Origin of the sequence: Arthrobacter sp. QXT-31 (genome assembly GCF_001969265.1) — a bacterium.
Taxonomy (GTDB): Bacteria; Actinomycetota; Actinomycetes; order Actinomycetales; family Micrococcaceae; genus Arthrobacter.
Map to the genome: position 1 here is coordinate 2,593,241 of NZ_CP019304.1, position 14,207 is coordinate 2,607,447.

The window sequence follows — 14,207 nt, forward strand, 5'->3', positions numbered from 1 at the left end:
CGGGCACCACCAGGTGCCCGCCCGTTCTATTTGCCTGTTGTTGCCCTAACCCAAATACCAGCCAGGTGGAGCCCATGATGCGGGAACGCTGTGTGCGGAAAAGTCCTCGCAGCGCGTGCAGGTGTATGCGACTTCGCCCAGCTTCCGGACGGTGCCGTCCTGGCGGTGCTTGGCGGGCACGAAGGACTCAAGGTAGATGAACTCGTCAGTTCCGCACTTTTCGCAGTTCGGCTGGCCGACGTATTCGGCGTCTACGGTCATGGAGTGGCGGGTATAGCGGGGGTTTGCGGCTGTGGTCACGGCATACCTATCCCGGACACGGCGGGCGTCCTTGCCAAGCCTGTCCGTTTTCGAAACCTGCATGTTGACAGCCGCTGCATGACCGCAACAGTCACAGCATAGGCCAGCTGCGAACCGTTATCAATCATTTTCCTGCGGAAGCACTGCCCCCGCCCGCCGCCGGACCCTGCCCAACGCCGCTGAAAAGGCCGCGGTGACGCGGCGCAGCTTGCTAAACCGGCTTCTTGAGGGTCCTTCCCATGATGGCCTGGGTCAGGGCGTCGATGACCTCGGCGTTCGCCAGCGGGTTCCTGATCAGCGTGAAGTCGACGTCCCCCACGGGTGGCAACTCGAAGCGGCGGGTAATGATTTTCAGGTCCTCCGGCACCAGCGAGGACGGCATCACGGCCACGCCGATCCCGGCCCGGACGGCCGCCAGCACGCCGCTGATCTGCTTGGTGGTGCACGTGATGCGCCACGTCCGGCCCACGGATTCGAGGGCGTCGATGGCAAGCTTGCGGCTCAGGCTGGGCGCCGGATAGGCGATCAGCGGGACGGGATGGCCCGGCTCGAGAGCAGTCTGTTCGAGGCCCACCCAGGAAAAGGTGTCGTGCTGGACCACCGTGCCGTCCTTGGCGCCGGCAACCCACTTCACGAAGACGAGGTCCAGCTGGCCGGAATTCAGCCGCTTGTACAGCTGGTCGCTCTGGCCGACCGTGAGTTCGAGGTTGATCTGCGGGTAGATCTGGCGGAACTCGCGCAGGATGCGCGGCAGGCCGGTGATGGCGAGGTCGTCTGCGGTGCCGAAGCGCAGCCGCCCTCGCATGGCGGAGCCGGAAAAGTAGCGGGCGGCGGCATCGTGGGCGGCGAGGATGCTGCGGGCAAAGCCGGCCATGGCGTCGCCGTTGTCCGTGAGCCTGACGTCCCTCGTGTCCCGGCTGATGAGCGTCCGCTTCGCGGCAACCTCGAGTTTGCGGACGTGCTGGCTGACCGTCGGCTGGGCCAGTCCCAGCCGTTCCGCGGCCTTGGTGAAGCTCAGCGTTTCGGCAACGGCGAGGAAGGAGCGGAGCTGCGCCGGGTCGAACATGCGGCCTCCTGTGCCGGGGATGTCATTACGATCAGCAATGATACTTATAGGAGCAATACCCTTCCACAATCAGAGCTGGCCGCCATAGCGTTGAGGGCATCCCCGTCGGCCCGCTCACCTGAGGAACCTCTGTGACACCCCCACCGCCGCCCCTGGCCTCCGTCACCCAAACCGTCGCCGTCGTCAGTGAACGCCTTCCATGGCGGCACACCTTCATCTCACTCCGGGTTCCCAACTTCAGGCTCTTCGCCGCCGGGCACTTCATTGCCGTCATTGCCATCTGGATGCAGCGCATCGCCCAGGACTGGCTGGTGCTCCAGCTCTCGGGCTCGGTGACCGCCGTCGGCATCACGGTGGCGTTGCAGTTCCTGCCCTCGCTTCTGCTGGGACCGTGGGGCGGAATGGTGGCCGACCGGTTCTCCAAGCGCAGGATCCTCATTCTGTGCCAGTCCGCCGCCGCTGTCCTGGCCGCCGCGCTCGCCGCCCTGGCGCTCACCGGACGGATCGAGGTGTGGCACGTCTACATCATCGCCCTGGTGCTCGGGCTGGTCACCGTGCTGGACCAGCCCGCCCGGCAGGTCTTCGTTCACGAGCTGGTGGGGCCACGGTTCCTGCGCAACGCCATCAGCGTTAACTCCACGACGTTCCAGCTGGGCGGCCTGATCGGTCCGGCGATCGCCGGGGTGCTGCTGACTGCCGTCGGGGCCGGCTGGGCCTTTGCGGCCAACGCCGCCGCCTGCTGCTCCACGGTGGCCATGCTCCTGCTGCTGCGCCGCGACGAGCTGTTCGTCAGCACGCCGGCGCCCAAGTCCAAGGGGATGCTGCGCGAGGGCCTGCGGTATGCCCTGAGCAAGCCCACCATCTACTGGCCGTGGCTCATGGTGGGCTTCATCTCCGTGTTCGCCATGAGCCTGCCGGTGCTGCTCGCCGCCTTCGCGGACCGGGTGTACTTCATTGGCGCAGGCGGTTACGGCATGCTGAATGCCCTCGTGGCACTCGGGGCGCTGGCCGGGGCGGTGGCCTCCACCCGGCGCCGGCAGCTCAGGCTGCGTTCGGTGGTTCTGGCGGCCGGCATGTACGGGCTGATGCTGTGCCTATCCGCCGCCGTCCCCACCCTGCCACTCTTCGGCGCCGCGCTGGTGCTGTCCGGGTTCTGGTGCCTGATGTTCCTCACCGCGTCCAACCAGCTGGTGCAGACCAGCTCCAACATGGGCATCCGGGGCCGCGTGATGAGCCTGTACATCATGGTGCTCATCGGCGGCCAGGCCCTCGGCGGGCCCATGATCGGATTCATCGCCGAGCATCTGGATCCGCACGCGGGGCTTCTGGTGGCCGGAGGGGTGCCGGCGCTCGCGGCGGTGACTGTCGCCGTCGTCCTTGCCCGCAAAGGCGAGCTGACGCTCAAGGTGGACCTGCGGAACCGGCGGGGCCCGCTGCGGGTGGTGCGCCGGGCGGCGTGACGGCAACGGCGGGCTGGTGGAACCGGGCACCCTGAAGGGGCGGATTGGAGCGGCTGACGGGAATCGAACCCGCGTATCGAGCTTGGGAAGCTAGCGCTCTACCATTGAGCTACAGCCGCAGTCGCACCGGAAACTGCCCGGGGCAGAACCTAGCTTAGCGCAGTTGGGCGCCCGCGCCGGCCAACCGGAACCCAAGACCCTTGCGCGTCGGCCAACCGGCCCGGAAGGCCTCCCCGTAACTGTTCGGTAAAGGCCCGGGCGGTGCGCCGCCGTGGGGCGCGCAGATGGCTATTCTGAATCTCGTAAGCTGCGGTACCGGGGAAACGGGCTACGCAAGGCAGACCCACGTCGGAAAAGGATCCCCATGGCAGGTGCAGAACACGAGGTCCTCGTTGCGCGCGACGCCATGACGGTTTATTCATTCCTCCTGGACGGCCGCAACCTCCCCAGCTGGCAGTCCGGCGTCCGGAGCGCAGGGCTCAGTTCGGGCAGTGCCGGGAGTGTGGGAGCCCGGTACCAGGTGACCATGGACGGACCCCGGGGACGCCCGGTGGCACGCGATTACGAGATCACCCATGCGCGGACCGGCGCCGAAATCCAGTTCCAGGTGGTGGCCGGCCCGTCGTTCCTGCGCGGGGGCTTCTACCTGAGCACCGAAGGCGCCGGAACCCGCGTGCGGTTCGCGCTGGAGGCACCCGCAAAGGGTTTCTGGAGCTTCGTCCGCCCGGCATACCGGGGCCGGCTCCGTGCGGCCGTTGATCAGCTGGAGCGGCTGCCGGGTGTTATCGAAGAACGCACGATCGCGGACTGAGATTTCCGCTTTCGGCCGGAATGGTATTTTTGAGGGTGTGCTGATCTCTGACCGCGACATTCGTGCCGAAATTGATTCCGAACGGATCGTCCTCGACCCGTACGAGGCCGCGATGGTCCAGCCGTCCTCGGTGGATGTCCGGATTGACCGCTATTTCCGGCTGTTCGACAACCACAAGTACGCCCACATCGACCCCGCCGAAGAGCAGCCCGAGCTGACCCGGCTGGTGGAGGTGGAGGAGGGCGAACCGTTCATCCTGCACCCCGGTGAGTTCGTGCTCGGCTCCACCTACGAAACCGTCACGCTGCCGGACGACATCGCAGCGCGCCTCGAAGGAAAGTCCTCGCTCGGCCGCCTCGGCCTGCTGACGCACTCCACGGCCGGCTTCATCGACCCCGGCTTCTCCGGGCACGTCACCCTGGAACTGTCCAACATGGCCACGCTGCCCATCAAGCTGTGGCCGGGAATGAAGATCGGCCAGCTCTGCTTCTTCCGGCTGTCCTCCGCGGCGGAATACCCCTACGGATCGGGGGAGTACGGCAACCGGTACCAGGGCCAGCGCGGGCCCACCGCCAGCCGCAGCCACCTGAACTTCCACCGCACGGACATTTAGCGGCCGCGTTCTTGCGCTCAGGCCGGGACGGCCTGGGGCCGCGCCGGGCGGGAGAACTTCTTGACCAGCGGTTCGACGTAGCGGGCAGCGAGCGGGCCAAGGACCGCCATAAGCAGGACGTAGGCCGTGGCCAGCGCGGCGAGCTCGTCCGTAACCGCTCCTGACGTCACGGCGAGCCCGGCGATGACAATGGAGAATTCGCCGCGGGCTATCAGGGCCGCTCCTGCACGGAAGCGGCCCGGACGTGCGATGCCTGCCTGCTTGGCGGCCCAGACACCGGTGATGATCTTGGTGGCCGCCGTGAGGACCGCGAGGACAAGCGCCCACCCCAGCACCGGAGGGATGGAGGCGGGGTCCGTATTGAGCCCGAACGCCACGAAGAAGATAGCGGCAAAAAGGTCCCGCAGCGGCTCCAGTATTCGTGTTGCGCTGTGGGCCGTGGCGCCGGAAATCGCGATGCCGAGCATGAAGGCACCCACCGCGGCGGACACCTGCAGCGCGGCCGCCACACCCGATACCAGCAGGGCGGCCCCGAGCAGGTTCAGCAGGAAAACCTCGGAGTTCTCGCTGTGCACGGCTTTGGAAACGTGGTGCCCGTGCCGCAGGGCAACGAGCAGCACCACGGTGACGACTGCCAGCGAGACACCCACGGTCTGCAGGCCGCCCAGGAAGCTGACCCCGGCAAGCGTGGCGGTGAGGATGGGCAGGTAAACCGCCATGGCCAGGTCTTCGAAGACCAGGATGGAGAGGACTACCGGCGTCTCGCGGTTACCGATACGGCCAAGGTCCGTGATGACCTTGGCCGCTATGCCCGACGACGATATATACGTGACGCCGCCCATAACCATGGCGCCGACTACCCCCCACCCCAGAAGGGCAGCCAGGGCGGCGCCAGGAGCGAAATTCAGCACGAAGTCCAGGATGCCGGCCTTCCACGACCTGCGGAGGCCGGTCACGAGTTCCGTTGCCGTATATTCCAGTCCGAGCATAAGCAGGAGCAGGATGACGCCGATCTCACCGGAGAGGTGGGAAAACTCCTTCATGCCGCTCAGCTCCACCACGCCGCCCGCACCGAAGCACAGTCCGCCGACCAAATACAGCGGAATGGGGGACATTCCGATGCGCCCTGCCAGCCTCGCCAACAGGCCGAGGGAGAACACGACTGCCCCCAGTTCGATGAGCGACAGGGCCACGCGGTCCATGAGGGTCAGCCGTTGCGCAGGATATCGGCCGCCGTGTCCAGGCCTTCTTGCGTGCCGACGGCGACCAGCAGGTCACCGGGGTGAAGAACGACGTCGGGACCCGGCGACGGGACCACCTCGCCTTCACGCATGATCGCCACAATGGAAACGCCGCACCGGGTGCGGATGCGGGCTTTGCCCATGGGCTGGTTCTGGAACGGCGAGTCCGCGGCGATGGAGAACTGCCGCGTGGAGATGCCGGGAACCTCCCGGTGGGCCTCGGTCAGGGTCATGGCAATGTGCTGGCCTCCCAGCAGATTGCCCAGGCATGCCGCTTCCTCGCTGGTCAGCGGAATCGAGGCCTGGCAGGTGTCGGGGTCATCCCAGGTGGAGACGAACAGCTCGGTCTGGCCCTCGCGCAGCTCCACCACCCCGATCCGCCGGCCGGATGCAGTCATGAAGTCCTTGCGCCGGCCCAGGCCCGGGAGGTCTGTCTCTTCCATTTGCATACCATCAGCCTAGTCCGCGAACCTGCGATTTCGGTTGGAACTGTGCGCCCTGTGTGGGGCCGCAAGTGTCCGTTCGCACTGGTGCGGGACTTAGGCCTGCGGGACGACGGCGATCTCGGCTTCGCTGGGGGCCTTCACCGGCAGGAGGACCAGCAGGCCGGCGAGCAGCACCACCATGATGCCCAGGATGCCCCACCGCTGCGCTTCCCCCTCGGCCACCAGGGGAGTGGCAACGGTGATGCACAGGGTGAACAGGGCGGGAGCGAGGAAGCTGACGGCGCGGCCGGTGGTCGCGTACAGGCCGAACAGCTCGCCGGATTCGCCCTGCGGCGCCAGCCGGGCCAGGTATGCGCGGGAGGAGGACTGGGCAGGGCCCACGAAGAGGCAGAGGAACAGGCCGAACACCCAGAACGTCGTGGCCCCGGACCATGCCATACCGAAGAACGTGTGGCTGTCATTGCCCAGCACCAGGATCATTGTTCCGGCCACCAGCAGGCCGGTGAGGGAACCGATAATCACGGCCTTGGGTCCCACCTTGTCATCCAGGAAGCCCCCGATTATCGCGCCGAGGGCCGCCACGACGTTCCCGAAGATGGCGAAGAAGATGACCTGCGGCAGGGCGAATCCGAAGGTGCCGGCGGCAATGATCCCGCCGAAGGTGAAGACCGCCGCCAGTCCGTCCCGGAAGATGGCGCTGGCCAGGAGGAAGAAGATGGTGTGCGGGCTGGTCCGGTAGATCGCCCTGATCCTGCGGGCCAGCAGCCCGTAGGATGCCAGGAAGCCGAGTCCGGCGGCCCGCTTTGGCTTGGGAAGCTCAGGAACGGCGAACATCACCGGCAGCGCGAAGATGAAGAACCACAGCGCGGAAAACACCGCCACCAGCCGGATGTTGAGGCTGTCCTGGGTTGAGGCGCCGAACCACTCGAAGCTCGGCTGCACGAAGAGCTGCAGCACAATGAGCAGGGCCACGATGCCGCCGAGGTAGCCCATGCCCCAGCCGAACCCGCTGATCTTGCCGATGTTCCGCGGTGTGGAGATCTGGGCCAGCATGGCGTTGTAGTTCACGCCGGCAAACTCAAAGAACACGTTGGCCAGCGCGATCAGGGACACCCCCAAAAGGAGGAACTCGGGCCGCGGAAACACGAAGAAGCACAGTGCCGTCAGGATCGCGACGGCGGCGGTGTTCACTCCCAGCCAGAGCTTGCGGCGGCCTCCGGTATCCGACCGCTGGCCCGTGACGGGCGCCAGCAGGGCGATGGCCACTCCCGCGATGGCCAGCGCGCCGCCGAGCACCGCCGAGGCCCGGTCCTCCCCGCCGAACGCCTGGGACGTCAGGTAGACGGTGAAGACGAACGTCGTCATGACCGCGTTGAACGCTGCGGAGCCCCAATCCCAGGCCGCCCAGGCCAGCACCCGCCCCTTGCTGGAGGACTGGGATCCTGCTTCGAGTTCCGACGGCGGCTGTGTCGCCTCGGGTGCGGCTGCGGAGTTCATAGGCCGATGCTATCCGCCCATGGCGAACAGAGAGCGAAAACTTTCCCGCAGGCTGGCCAAAACTGCCCTGCGGACTGCTTGAGCGGGGAAACTGTCAGTGGCCCCTTGATAAACTGCATGGACCGAACCCAACGCATGACCGCCAGCTCCAACTTTTGATAACCGAATTCTGACTTTGCGGAGATACCAGTGATCACAGTCCTTGCCGTGCACTTCGCGGTTGCCGCTGTGGCGCCGTTCGTCTTCCGCAAATTCGGCCGGAATTCCTTCTACGCCCTGGCTGCCGTGCCGGCCGGATCATTCATCTGGCTCCTGTCCCAGCACGCCGCCGTCTACGGCACCGGAGCAGTCTCCGGAGGCCACGAAGCCGGGGCAACCGCCGAAACCGTCCCGTGGATTCCCAGCCTTGGCATCGAATTCGCCTTCCGCATGGACGCCCTGGCGTGGGTCATGTCCCTGCTGGTCCTCGGTGTGGGCGCCCTGGTGCTGGTCTACTGCGCACGCTACTTCAAGAACAAGGACAGTTACCTTGGCGGATTCGGCGCGCAGCTGCTGGCGTTCGCCGGGGCAATGTTCGGGCTGGTCACCGCGGATGACCTGCTCATGCTGTTCATTTTCTGGGAACTCACCACCGTCCTGTCCTATCTCCTGATCGGCTATGCGCGGACCAGACTGGCTGCCCGCCGCTCCGCGCTGCAGGCCCTCATGGTCACCACCGCCGGCGGCCTGGCCATGCTCGTCGGCCTGATCATGCTCGGGGCCAGCGCCGGCACGTACCGGATCTCCGCCATCCTCGAACAGGCACCGCAGCTGGTGTCGGGACCGGCCGCGGGAGCCGTGGGCGCCGCCGTCGTCCTGATCCTGGTCGGGGCGGTAACCAAATCCGCGCTGGTCCCCTTCCACTTCTGGCTTCCGGGCGCCATGGCCGCGCCAACGCCCGTGAGCGCCTACCTGCACGCGGCCGCGATGGTGAAGGCCGGCGTATACGTCGTGGCACGCCTCGCGCCCGGTTTCACCGATACCCCCTACTGGCTGCCGATGGTCCTCGGGCTCGGCCTGGCCACCATGCTCGTGGGCGGCTACCGGGCACTGCGCCAGACGGACATCAAGCTCATCCTGGCCTACGGCACCGTGAGCCAGCTCGGCTTCATCACCATGGTGGTGGGGCTCGGAAAGCCCGACGCCGCGCTCGCCGGCCTGGCCATGCTGCTCGCCCACGGGCTCTTCAAGGCCACGCTCTTCCTGGTGGTGGGCATCATCGACCACCAGTCCGGGACACGCGACATCCGCAAGCTCTCCGGCGTTTTCCGCTCCTCCCGGGCCCTCGGCGTGGTGGCCGGCATCGGCGCCGCCTCCATGGCCGGCATCCCGCTGCTGGGCGGCTTCGTGGCGAAGGAATCGGTCCTCGAAGCATTCGTGCACTTCGCCGGCGAGCCGGGATACGGCCCCTGGGGCACCGTGGTGCTTGCGGGCACGGTGGTGGGCTCCGTGCTGACCTTCGCCTACAGCGCCCGTTTCATGTGGGGCGCCTTCGCGGTGAAGCCGGGAGTGGAGCGCACGCCGTTCAAGGCCATCCGGCCCTCCTTCCTGGCGGCGCCGGCAACCCTGAGCGTCCTCACCATCGTGTACGGCCTGTGGCCGGTGCCCGTGGACGCCTGGATCCAGCCGTACGCGGCGCAGTTTGCTGGCGGAACGTCCGACGCCGGCAGTGCGGCAGGTGCCGCAGGGCACCTCGCGCTGTGGCACGGGCTGACCCCTGCCCTCGGGCTGACGGCCGTCACCTTCGCCGTCGGCGCTGCGATGTTCTACGGACGCAACCTGGTGGACCGGATCCAGGGCGCCATTCCGGCGTGGATCGACGCCGACCGCGGCTATCAGCTGACCATCGGCGCCCTGGACGACGCCGCCGTCTGGATCACCGGACGCACGCAGCGGGGTTCGTTGTACTTCTACCTGGCCGTGATCCTCAGTGTCGCCTTCGCGCTGCCACTGTCCGCCCTGCTCGTTGCCAACAAGCCGCTCCCCGAAGGGCTGTATTTCGTGGACCCGAACTCGCCGCTGCAGCTGGTGGCGGGTGCGGGCATTGTGATCGGGGCGCTCGCCGCCGTCCGGGCCAACAAGCGGTTCCTCGCCGTGCTCATGGTGTCCGTCACCGGTTACGGCATCGCCCTGATGTTCGCGCTGCAGGGCGCCCCGGACCTTGCCCTGACGCAGATGCTCGTGGAGACGATCATCCTGGTGGCGTTCGTGCTGGCCATGCGCAGCCTCCCGGCGGAACTGCGGGACCGCACCCGCGGCAAATACCGCGTTGTCCGCGTCATCATCGGCCTGTCCTTCGGCGCCACCATGGTCTTCGCCGCCATCCATGCGATGGGCGCGCGCATCGCCACGCCCGTCTCCCTTGAATTCCCGAAGCTGGCCTATGAGGGCGGTGGCGGGCTCAACATCGTCAACGTCACCCTGGTGGACATCCGCGCCTGGGACACCTTCGGCGAGATCTCCGTGCTGGCGCTCGCCGCGACCGGCGTGGCAAGCCTCATCTTCGTCCGCGGCCGCCAGGACCGGCTGCGCACAGCGTCCGCCGTGGCCGAGGGGACCGTGGGCCGCCGCCACGGCGTGGACAAATCCTCGCGGGACGGCGCCGCGTTGGCGCTGCGGCGCAAGTTCGCGGGGCCGACAGGGGACCCCTGGCTCGTGGCCGGGCGCACGCTGGCACCGGAGCGCCGCTCCATCATCTTCGAAGTGGTCACCCGGCTGGTTTTCCACTCGATGATCATCTTCTCGCTCTACCTGCTGCTGGCCGGCCACAACCTCCCCGGCGGCGGTTTCGCCGGCGGCCTCATGGCGGGGCTTGCCCTCACCCTGCGGTACCTGGCGGGCGGCCGGTTCGAACTGCACGAAGCCACCCCGATCAACGCCGGCACCTTGCTTGGTATCGGCCTGGCCACGGCCGCGCTGTCCGGGGCCGCCCCGGTTCTGCTGGGCGGACAGGTGTTCCAGAGCGCCATCATCGAGTTCTGGCTGCCGGTCTTCGGCGACATCAAGTTCGTTACCTCCACCATCTTCGACACCGGCGTCTACATCGTGGTGGTGGGCCTGGTGCTGGACGTGCTGCGCAGCCTCGGCGCTGAAATCGACGAGCACTTCGAAGAACGTCCCCTGCAGGCGGACGGGCAGGCTGGCGGACAGACGGAAGGGCACGAGGGCGATGAGGCCAGCGAGCCGGTGCCGGCCGGCGCTCCGGCCAGATCAACCCAAGGCGGCGAAGCATGACCGTAAACCTGACCCTGCTCACGGTCATGGGCGCACTCTACGCCTGCGGCATCTACCTGATCCTGGAACGCAGCCTCACCCGGGTGCTGCTGGGGCTGATGCTGCTGGCCAACGCCACCAACCTGCTGATCCTCGCCACCGGCGGCTACGCCGGACTGGCACCGTTCTTCAGCAAGGACACTGACCCCGCCTCCTACAACGACCCCCTGCCGCAGGCACTGATCCTGACCTCCATCGTCATTTCCTTCGCAGTGACGGCCTTCATGCTCGGCATCATCTACAGGACCTGGGTACTTGCCCGCCAAGACGATATCCAGGACGACATCGAGGACCGCCGCGTGGCCGAAACCCCCAGCTTCGACGCGGAGGACGACGCCGTCATCCCGATGGAAACCTCCGAGTTTCCCCTGCCCATGCGCGGACCGGACACCGCCGCCGCGACGGAGCCCTCGGCTCAGCCGGGAGCCACAGTGGAAACCGGCGGGCGGACCCTTTTGGCGGAACACGCGGCGCTGGAGGAAAAGCCGGGATCGGGCAACCTCGTCCCCGGCACGGACACGGCCCCAGGCACGGACACAACCACAAACACAGGCACAACGCCGAACACAGACACTGCCCCAAAAACAGACACCGGCACTGACGGAGGCGCGAAGTGAACCTTGCAAGCCTTGCCCCGCTCGCCGTCGTACTTCCCATTCTGGGCGCGGCGCTGACGTTCGTGCTGATCCGGCATTCCCGCGCGCAGCGCGCCGTGAGCATTGGCCTGCTTTCGCTGACCCTGCTGCTGGAGTGCCTGCTCCTGGCGTCCGTCTGGAACGGCGGCACGGCGGCAGTGAACATCGGCGGCTGGGTGCCGCCGTGGGGCATCGTCATGGTGGTGGACCAGTTCTCCTCGCTGATGCTCGTGGTGTCGTCGGCGGTGAGCCTCGCGGTTCTCGTGTACGCCACCGGGCAGGGCATGGCCGACGGCGACCAGGACGCCCCCGTGTCGATCTTCCACCCCACCTACCTGATCCTCGTGGCCGGGGTCTCCAACGCGTTCCTCTCCGGGGACCTGTTCAATCTGTATGTCGGGTTCGAGATCCTGCTGACGGCGAGCTATGTGCTGATGACCCTCGGCGGCACGGGACCGCGCATCCGGGCGGGCGTCACCTACGTGGTGGTCTCCGTCGTGTCCTCGGTGCTGTTCCTGATCGCCATCGCGATGGTCTACGGCGCCACAGGAACCGTCAACATGGCGGACCTGGCCATCAAGCTCGCGGAACTGGACCAGGGCACCAGGACGCTCCTGCACGTCATGCTGCTGGTGGCGTTCGGCATCAAGGCCGCTGTTTTCCCGCTCTCCTTCTGGCTTCCGGACTCGTACCCGACGGCGCCGGCCCCGGTCACGGCCGTGTTCGCCGGCCTGCTGACCAAGGTGGGCGTCTACGCCATGGTCCGCACCGAAACCCTGCTGTTCCCCGGCGACAGCCTCAACACGCCGCTGATGGTGGTGGCGCTGCTGACCATGGTGGTCGGCATCCTGGGTGCCCTCGCCCAAAGCGACATCAAGCGTCTGCTGTCCTTCACCCTGGTCAGCCACATCGGCTACATGGTGTTCGGCCTGGCGATGTCCTCCGTGGCAGGCCTGGCAGCCGCCGTGTTCTATGTGGCGCACCACATCACCATCCAGACCAGCCTCTTCCTGGTCACCGGCCTGATTGAGCGCCGCGGCGGCAGCTCCTCCGTGGACAGGCTCGCCGGGCTGGCCAAACTGTCGCCGCTGCTGGCGCTGCTGTTCTTCGTTCCCGGAATGAACCTGGCCGGCATCCCGCCGTTCTCCGGCTTCCTCGGCAAGCTCGGGCTGATGCAGGCCGGCGTCGCGCTGGGAACGCCGCTGGCCTATACGCTGGTGATCGGGGGCGTGCTGACGAGCCTCCTCACGCTCCTGGCAGTCGCCCGCGTCTGGAACCGCGCCTTCTGGCGGAAGGCCGAGGACGCGGAGCACCCCGATCCCGTCCTCCTGGCTGCCCCCGCCCCCGAAGGCGGCACCACGCCGGTGCGGCTGCTGCCGCGGACCATGGTGGGCTCCACGCTGGGCCTGGTGGTGCTGGGTGTGGCGCTCACCGTCTTCGCCGGACCGCTCTTCCAGGTGGCCGACCAGTCGGCCGCGGCCATGCTGGACAGATCCTCCTACATCCAGGCTGTGCTCGGTGACGGCGTTGCCGCTCCGGCCCTGGCGCTGAGCGGAGGCGGAAAGTGAGCCGGCAACGGGTGTCCCTGCGGCAGGAACTGCCGCTGCTGGTCTGGCTGGTCATTGTCTGGGGAGCCCTCTGGCAGGACTTCAGCCCGGGCAACCTGCTTTTCGGCGCCCTGCTGGCAATCGCGGTAGCGCGCCTGTTCTACCTGCCGCCAGTGGAGCTGAGCGGCCGCTTCAACGTGCTGCGGGCCGTTCCGTTCGCGGTGGTGTTCCTCGGCCGGGTCGTGGCCGCCAGCTGCCAGGTGTTCTACCTGGCGATGACCCAGGGGCCCAAGGTGACCAACGCCGTCGTCGCCGTTCCGTTGCGGAGCCATTCGGACCTGATGGTGACGGCGACCGGCCACGTGATCTCCCTGATCCCGGGGTCCCTGGTGGTGGAGGTGGACAGATCCACGTCCACGCTCTACATCCACGGACTGAACGTCCGCACCGGGGAGGACGTCCTCAAACTGCGCAAGGAAGTCCGGGACACCGAGGCGGGGCTCATCCGGATCATGGGAACCAAGGACGAGCTTGCCGCCCTCAACCAGGAGGCTGGCAACCAGGAGGCTGGCGCATGATGGAACTGGTCCTCACGGTCACGGCCGTGGCGCTCGCCCTCGCCGCCGCGGGAGCGATCATCCGCATCGCCCGCGGCCCCTCGCTGCTGGACCGGGTTCTCGCCGCGGACGTGCTGCTGGCCATCCTGGGCGCGGCGCTGTGCATCGACATGGCAGTGAACCGGCACCTGAACAACCTGATGCTGGTGGTTGGCATCTCCATTATCGGGTTCATCGGCTCGGTGACCGTGGCCCGCTTCGTGGCCGACAGGCGGGAGCAGCCCAATGAGTCCTGAACCCAATGCCGTGGATACCGTGGTCGACGCTGTTTCAGCCGTGTTCATGGTGGTGGGAGCCCTGATGTCCCTCGCCGCCGCGATCGGCCTGCTGCGCTTTCCCGACCTCATGAGCCGCATGCACGCGGCCACCAAGCCGCAGGTGCTGGGGCTGTTCCTGCTGCTCGCCGCGGTGGGGCTGCAGCTGCGGACGTGGTGGGTGTGGCCGGTGCTGCTCGTGGCCTGGATCTTCCAGCTGCTCACGGTGCCCGTCTCGGCCCACATGGTTGGCCGTGCCGGCTACCGCACCAAGCACCTCCACAAGGAGCTGCTCAGCACCGACGAGCTGGAGGCCGTGGTGCTCAAGGCCGCCAAGGCGGCCCGGAAGTCGGAAGCGGACGACGGCGGCAGCCGCACCGATTAACCCTTAACGCGCCGGGGCCCTGT

At 67.3% G+C, this 14,207-nt stretch carries 14 protein-coding genes and 1 tRNA gene; 9 read left to right on the forward strand and 6 right to left on the reverse strand.

Translation table 11 applies throughout. From position 1 onward, the window contains the following. Positions 1-45: 45 nt before the first annotated feature. Both BWQ92_RS11665 and BWQ92_RS11670 read right to left on the reverse strand, forming a co-directional pair. Positions 46-300 (reverse strand): hypothetical protein, encoded by a 255-nt coding sequence (locus BWQ92_RS11665; RefSeq protein WP_076803676.1) that lies wholly within the window; start codon positions 298-300, stop codon positions 46-48. A 211-nt stretch (positions 301-511) separates the two neighbouring features. After that, on the reverse strand, positions 512-1,366 hold the full coding sequence (locus BWQ92_RS11670) for a LysR family transcriptional regulator (protein ID WP_076799677.1): 855 nt from the start codon (positions 1,364-1,366) through the stop codon (positions 512-514). Between the two features lie 131 nt (positions 1,367-1,497). On the opposite strand from BWQ92_RS11670, the gene BWQ92_RS11675 reads away from it, so the two are divergent. After that, the gene (locus BWQ92_RS11675; protein ID WP_076799679.1) at positions 1,498-2,826 is read left to right on the forward strand and encodes an MFS transporter; all 1,329 of its coding nucleotides are present in this window, start codon (positions 1,498-1,500) and stop codon (positions 2,824-2,826) included. Positions 2,827-2,871: 45 nt separating this feature from the next. Here the strand turns inward: BWQ92_RS11675 and BWQ92_RS11680 are convergent. After that, positions 2,872-2,945 (reverse strand) — tRNA-Gly (locus BWQ92_RS11680). Positions 2,946-3,190: 245 nt separating this feature from the next. On the opposite strand from BWQ92_RS11680, the gene BWQ92_RS11685 reads away from it, so the two are divergent. Both BWQ92_RS11685 and dcd read left to right on the forward strand, forming a co-directional pair. After that, positions 3,191-3,637: an SRPBCC family protein gene (locus BWQ92_RS11685; RefSeq protein WP_076799680.1), complete on the forward strand. Its 447-nt coding sequence runs from the start codon at positions 3,191-3,193 to the stop codon at positions 3,635-3,637. Between the two features lie 37 nt (positions 3,638-3,674). Further along, positions 3,675-4,250: a dCTP deaminase gene (dcd, locus tag BWQ92_RS11690; RefSeq protein ID WP_076799682.1), complete on the forward strand. Its 576-nt coding sequence runs from the start codon at positions 3,675-3,677 to the stop codon at positions 4,248-4,250. Positions 4,251-4,267: 17 nt separating this feature from the next. Here the strand turns inward: dcd and BWQ92_RS11695 are convergent, their stop codons facing one another. The 3 genes from BWQ92_RS11695 to BWQ92_RS11705 all read right to left on the reverse strand — a co-directional run bounded on the left by BWQ92_RS11695 (position 4,268) and on the right by BWQ92_RS11705 (position 7,434). Then, positions 4,268-5,452, reverse strand: coding sequence for a cation:proton antiporter (locus BWQ92_RS11695; RefSeq protein ID WP_076799684.1), 1,185 nt, complete (start codon positions 5,450-5,452; stop codon positions 4,268-4,270). A gap of 5 nt (positions 5,453-5,457) precedes the next feature. After that, positions 5,458-5,940 (reverse strand): cation:proton antiporter regulatory subunit, encoded by a 483-nt coding sequence (locus tag BWQ92_RS11700; RefSeq protein WP_076799685.1) that lies wholly within the window; start codon positions 5,938-5,940, stop codon positions 5,458-5,460. A 90-nt stretch (positions 5,941-6,030) separates the two neighbouring features. Then, positions 6,031-7,434 carry an MFS transporter gene (locus BWQ92_RS11705; RefSeq protein ID WP_076799687.1) on the reverse strand — a complete coding sequence of 468 codons (1,404 nt, stop codon included), beginning with the start codon at positions 7,432-7,434 and terminating at the stop codon, positions 6,031-6,033. A gap of 189 nt (positions 7,435-7,623) precedes the next feature. Here BWQ92_RS11705 and BWQ92_RS11710 point away from each other — a divergent pair, with 189 nt between their 5' ends. Genes BWQ92_RS11710 through mnhG form a run of 6 tightly spaced genes read left to right on the forward strand, consistent with a single transcriptional unit; the run spans position 7,624 to position 14,184 of the window. Then, on the forward strand, positions 7,624-10,707 hold the full coding sequence (locus BWQ92_RS11710; protein WP_076799689.1) for a Na+/H+ antiporter subunit A: 3,084 nt from the start codon (positions 7,624-7,626) through the stop codon (positions 10,705-10,707). Continuing rightward, complete coding sequence (locus tag BWQ92_RS11715; RefSeq protein WP_236782930.1) at positions 10,704-11,363, forward strand: Na(+)/H(+) antiporter subunit C; 660 nt, start codon at positions 10,704-10,706, stop codon at positions 11,361-11,363. The genes BWQ92_RS11710 and BWQ92_RS11715 overlap by 4 nt, the downstream gene beginning before the upstream one ends. Continuing rightward, entirely contained in the window at positions 11,360-12,949 is a 1,590-nt protein-coding gene (locus BWQ92_RS11720) for a Na+/H+ antiporter subunit D (protein ID WP_076799691.1), read from the forward strand. Before BWQ92_RS11715 ends, BWQ92_RS11720 begins: the two co-directional genes overlap by 4 nt. Further along, a complete protein-coding gene (locus BWQ92_RS11725) occupies positions 12,946-13,506 on the forward strand; it encodes a Na+/H+ antiporter subunit E (RefSeq protein ID WP_076799692.1) in 561 nt (186 codons plus the stop codon). Before BWQ92_RS11720 ends, BWQ92_RS11725 begins: the two co-directional genes overlap by 4 nt. Then, complete coding sequence (locus tag BWQ92_RS11730; protein ID WP_076799694.1) at positions 13,503-13,781, forward strand: monovalent cation/H+ antiporter complex subunit F; 279 nt, start codon at positions 13,503-13,505, stop codon at positions 13,779-13,781. The genes BWQ92_RS11725 and BWQ92_RS11730 overlap by 4 nt, the downstream gene beginning before the upstream one ends. Then, complete coding sequence (gene mnhG, locus BWQ92_RS11735) at positions 13,771-14,184, forward strand: monovalent cation/H(+) antiporter subunit G (RefSeq protein WP_076799695.1); 414 nt, start codon at positions 13,771-13,773, stop codon at positions 14,182-14,184. The genes BWQ92_RS11730 and mnhG overlap by 11 nt, the downstream gene beginning before the upstream one ends. Positions 14,185-14,207 lie beyond the last annotated feature (23 nt).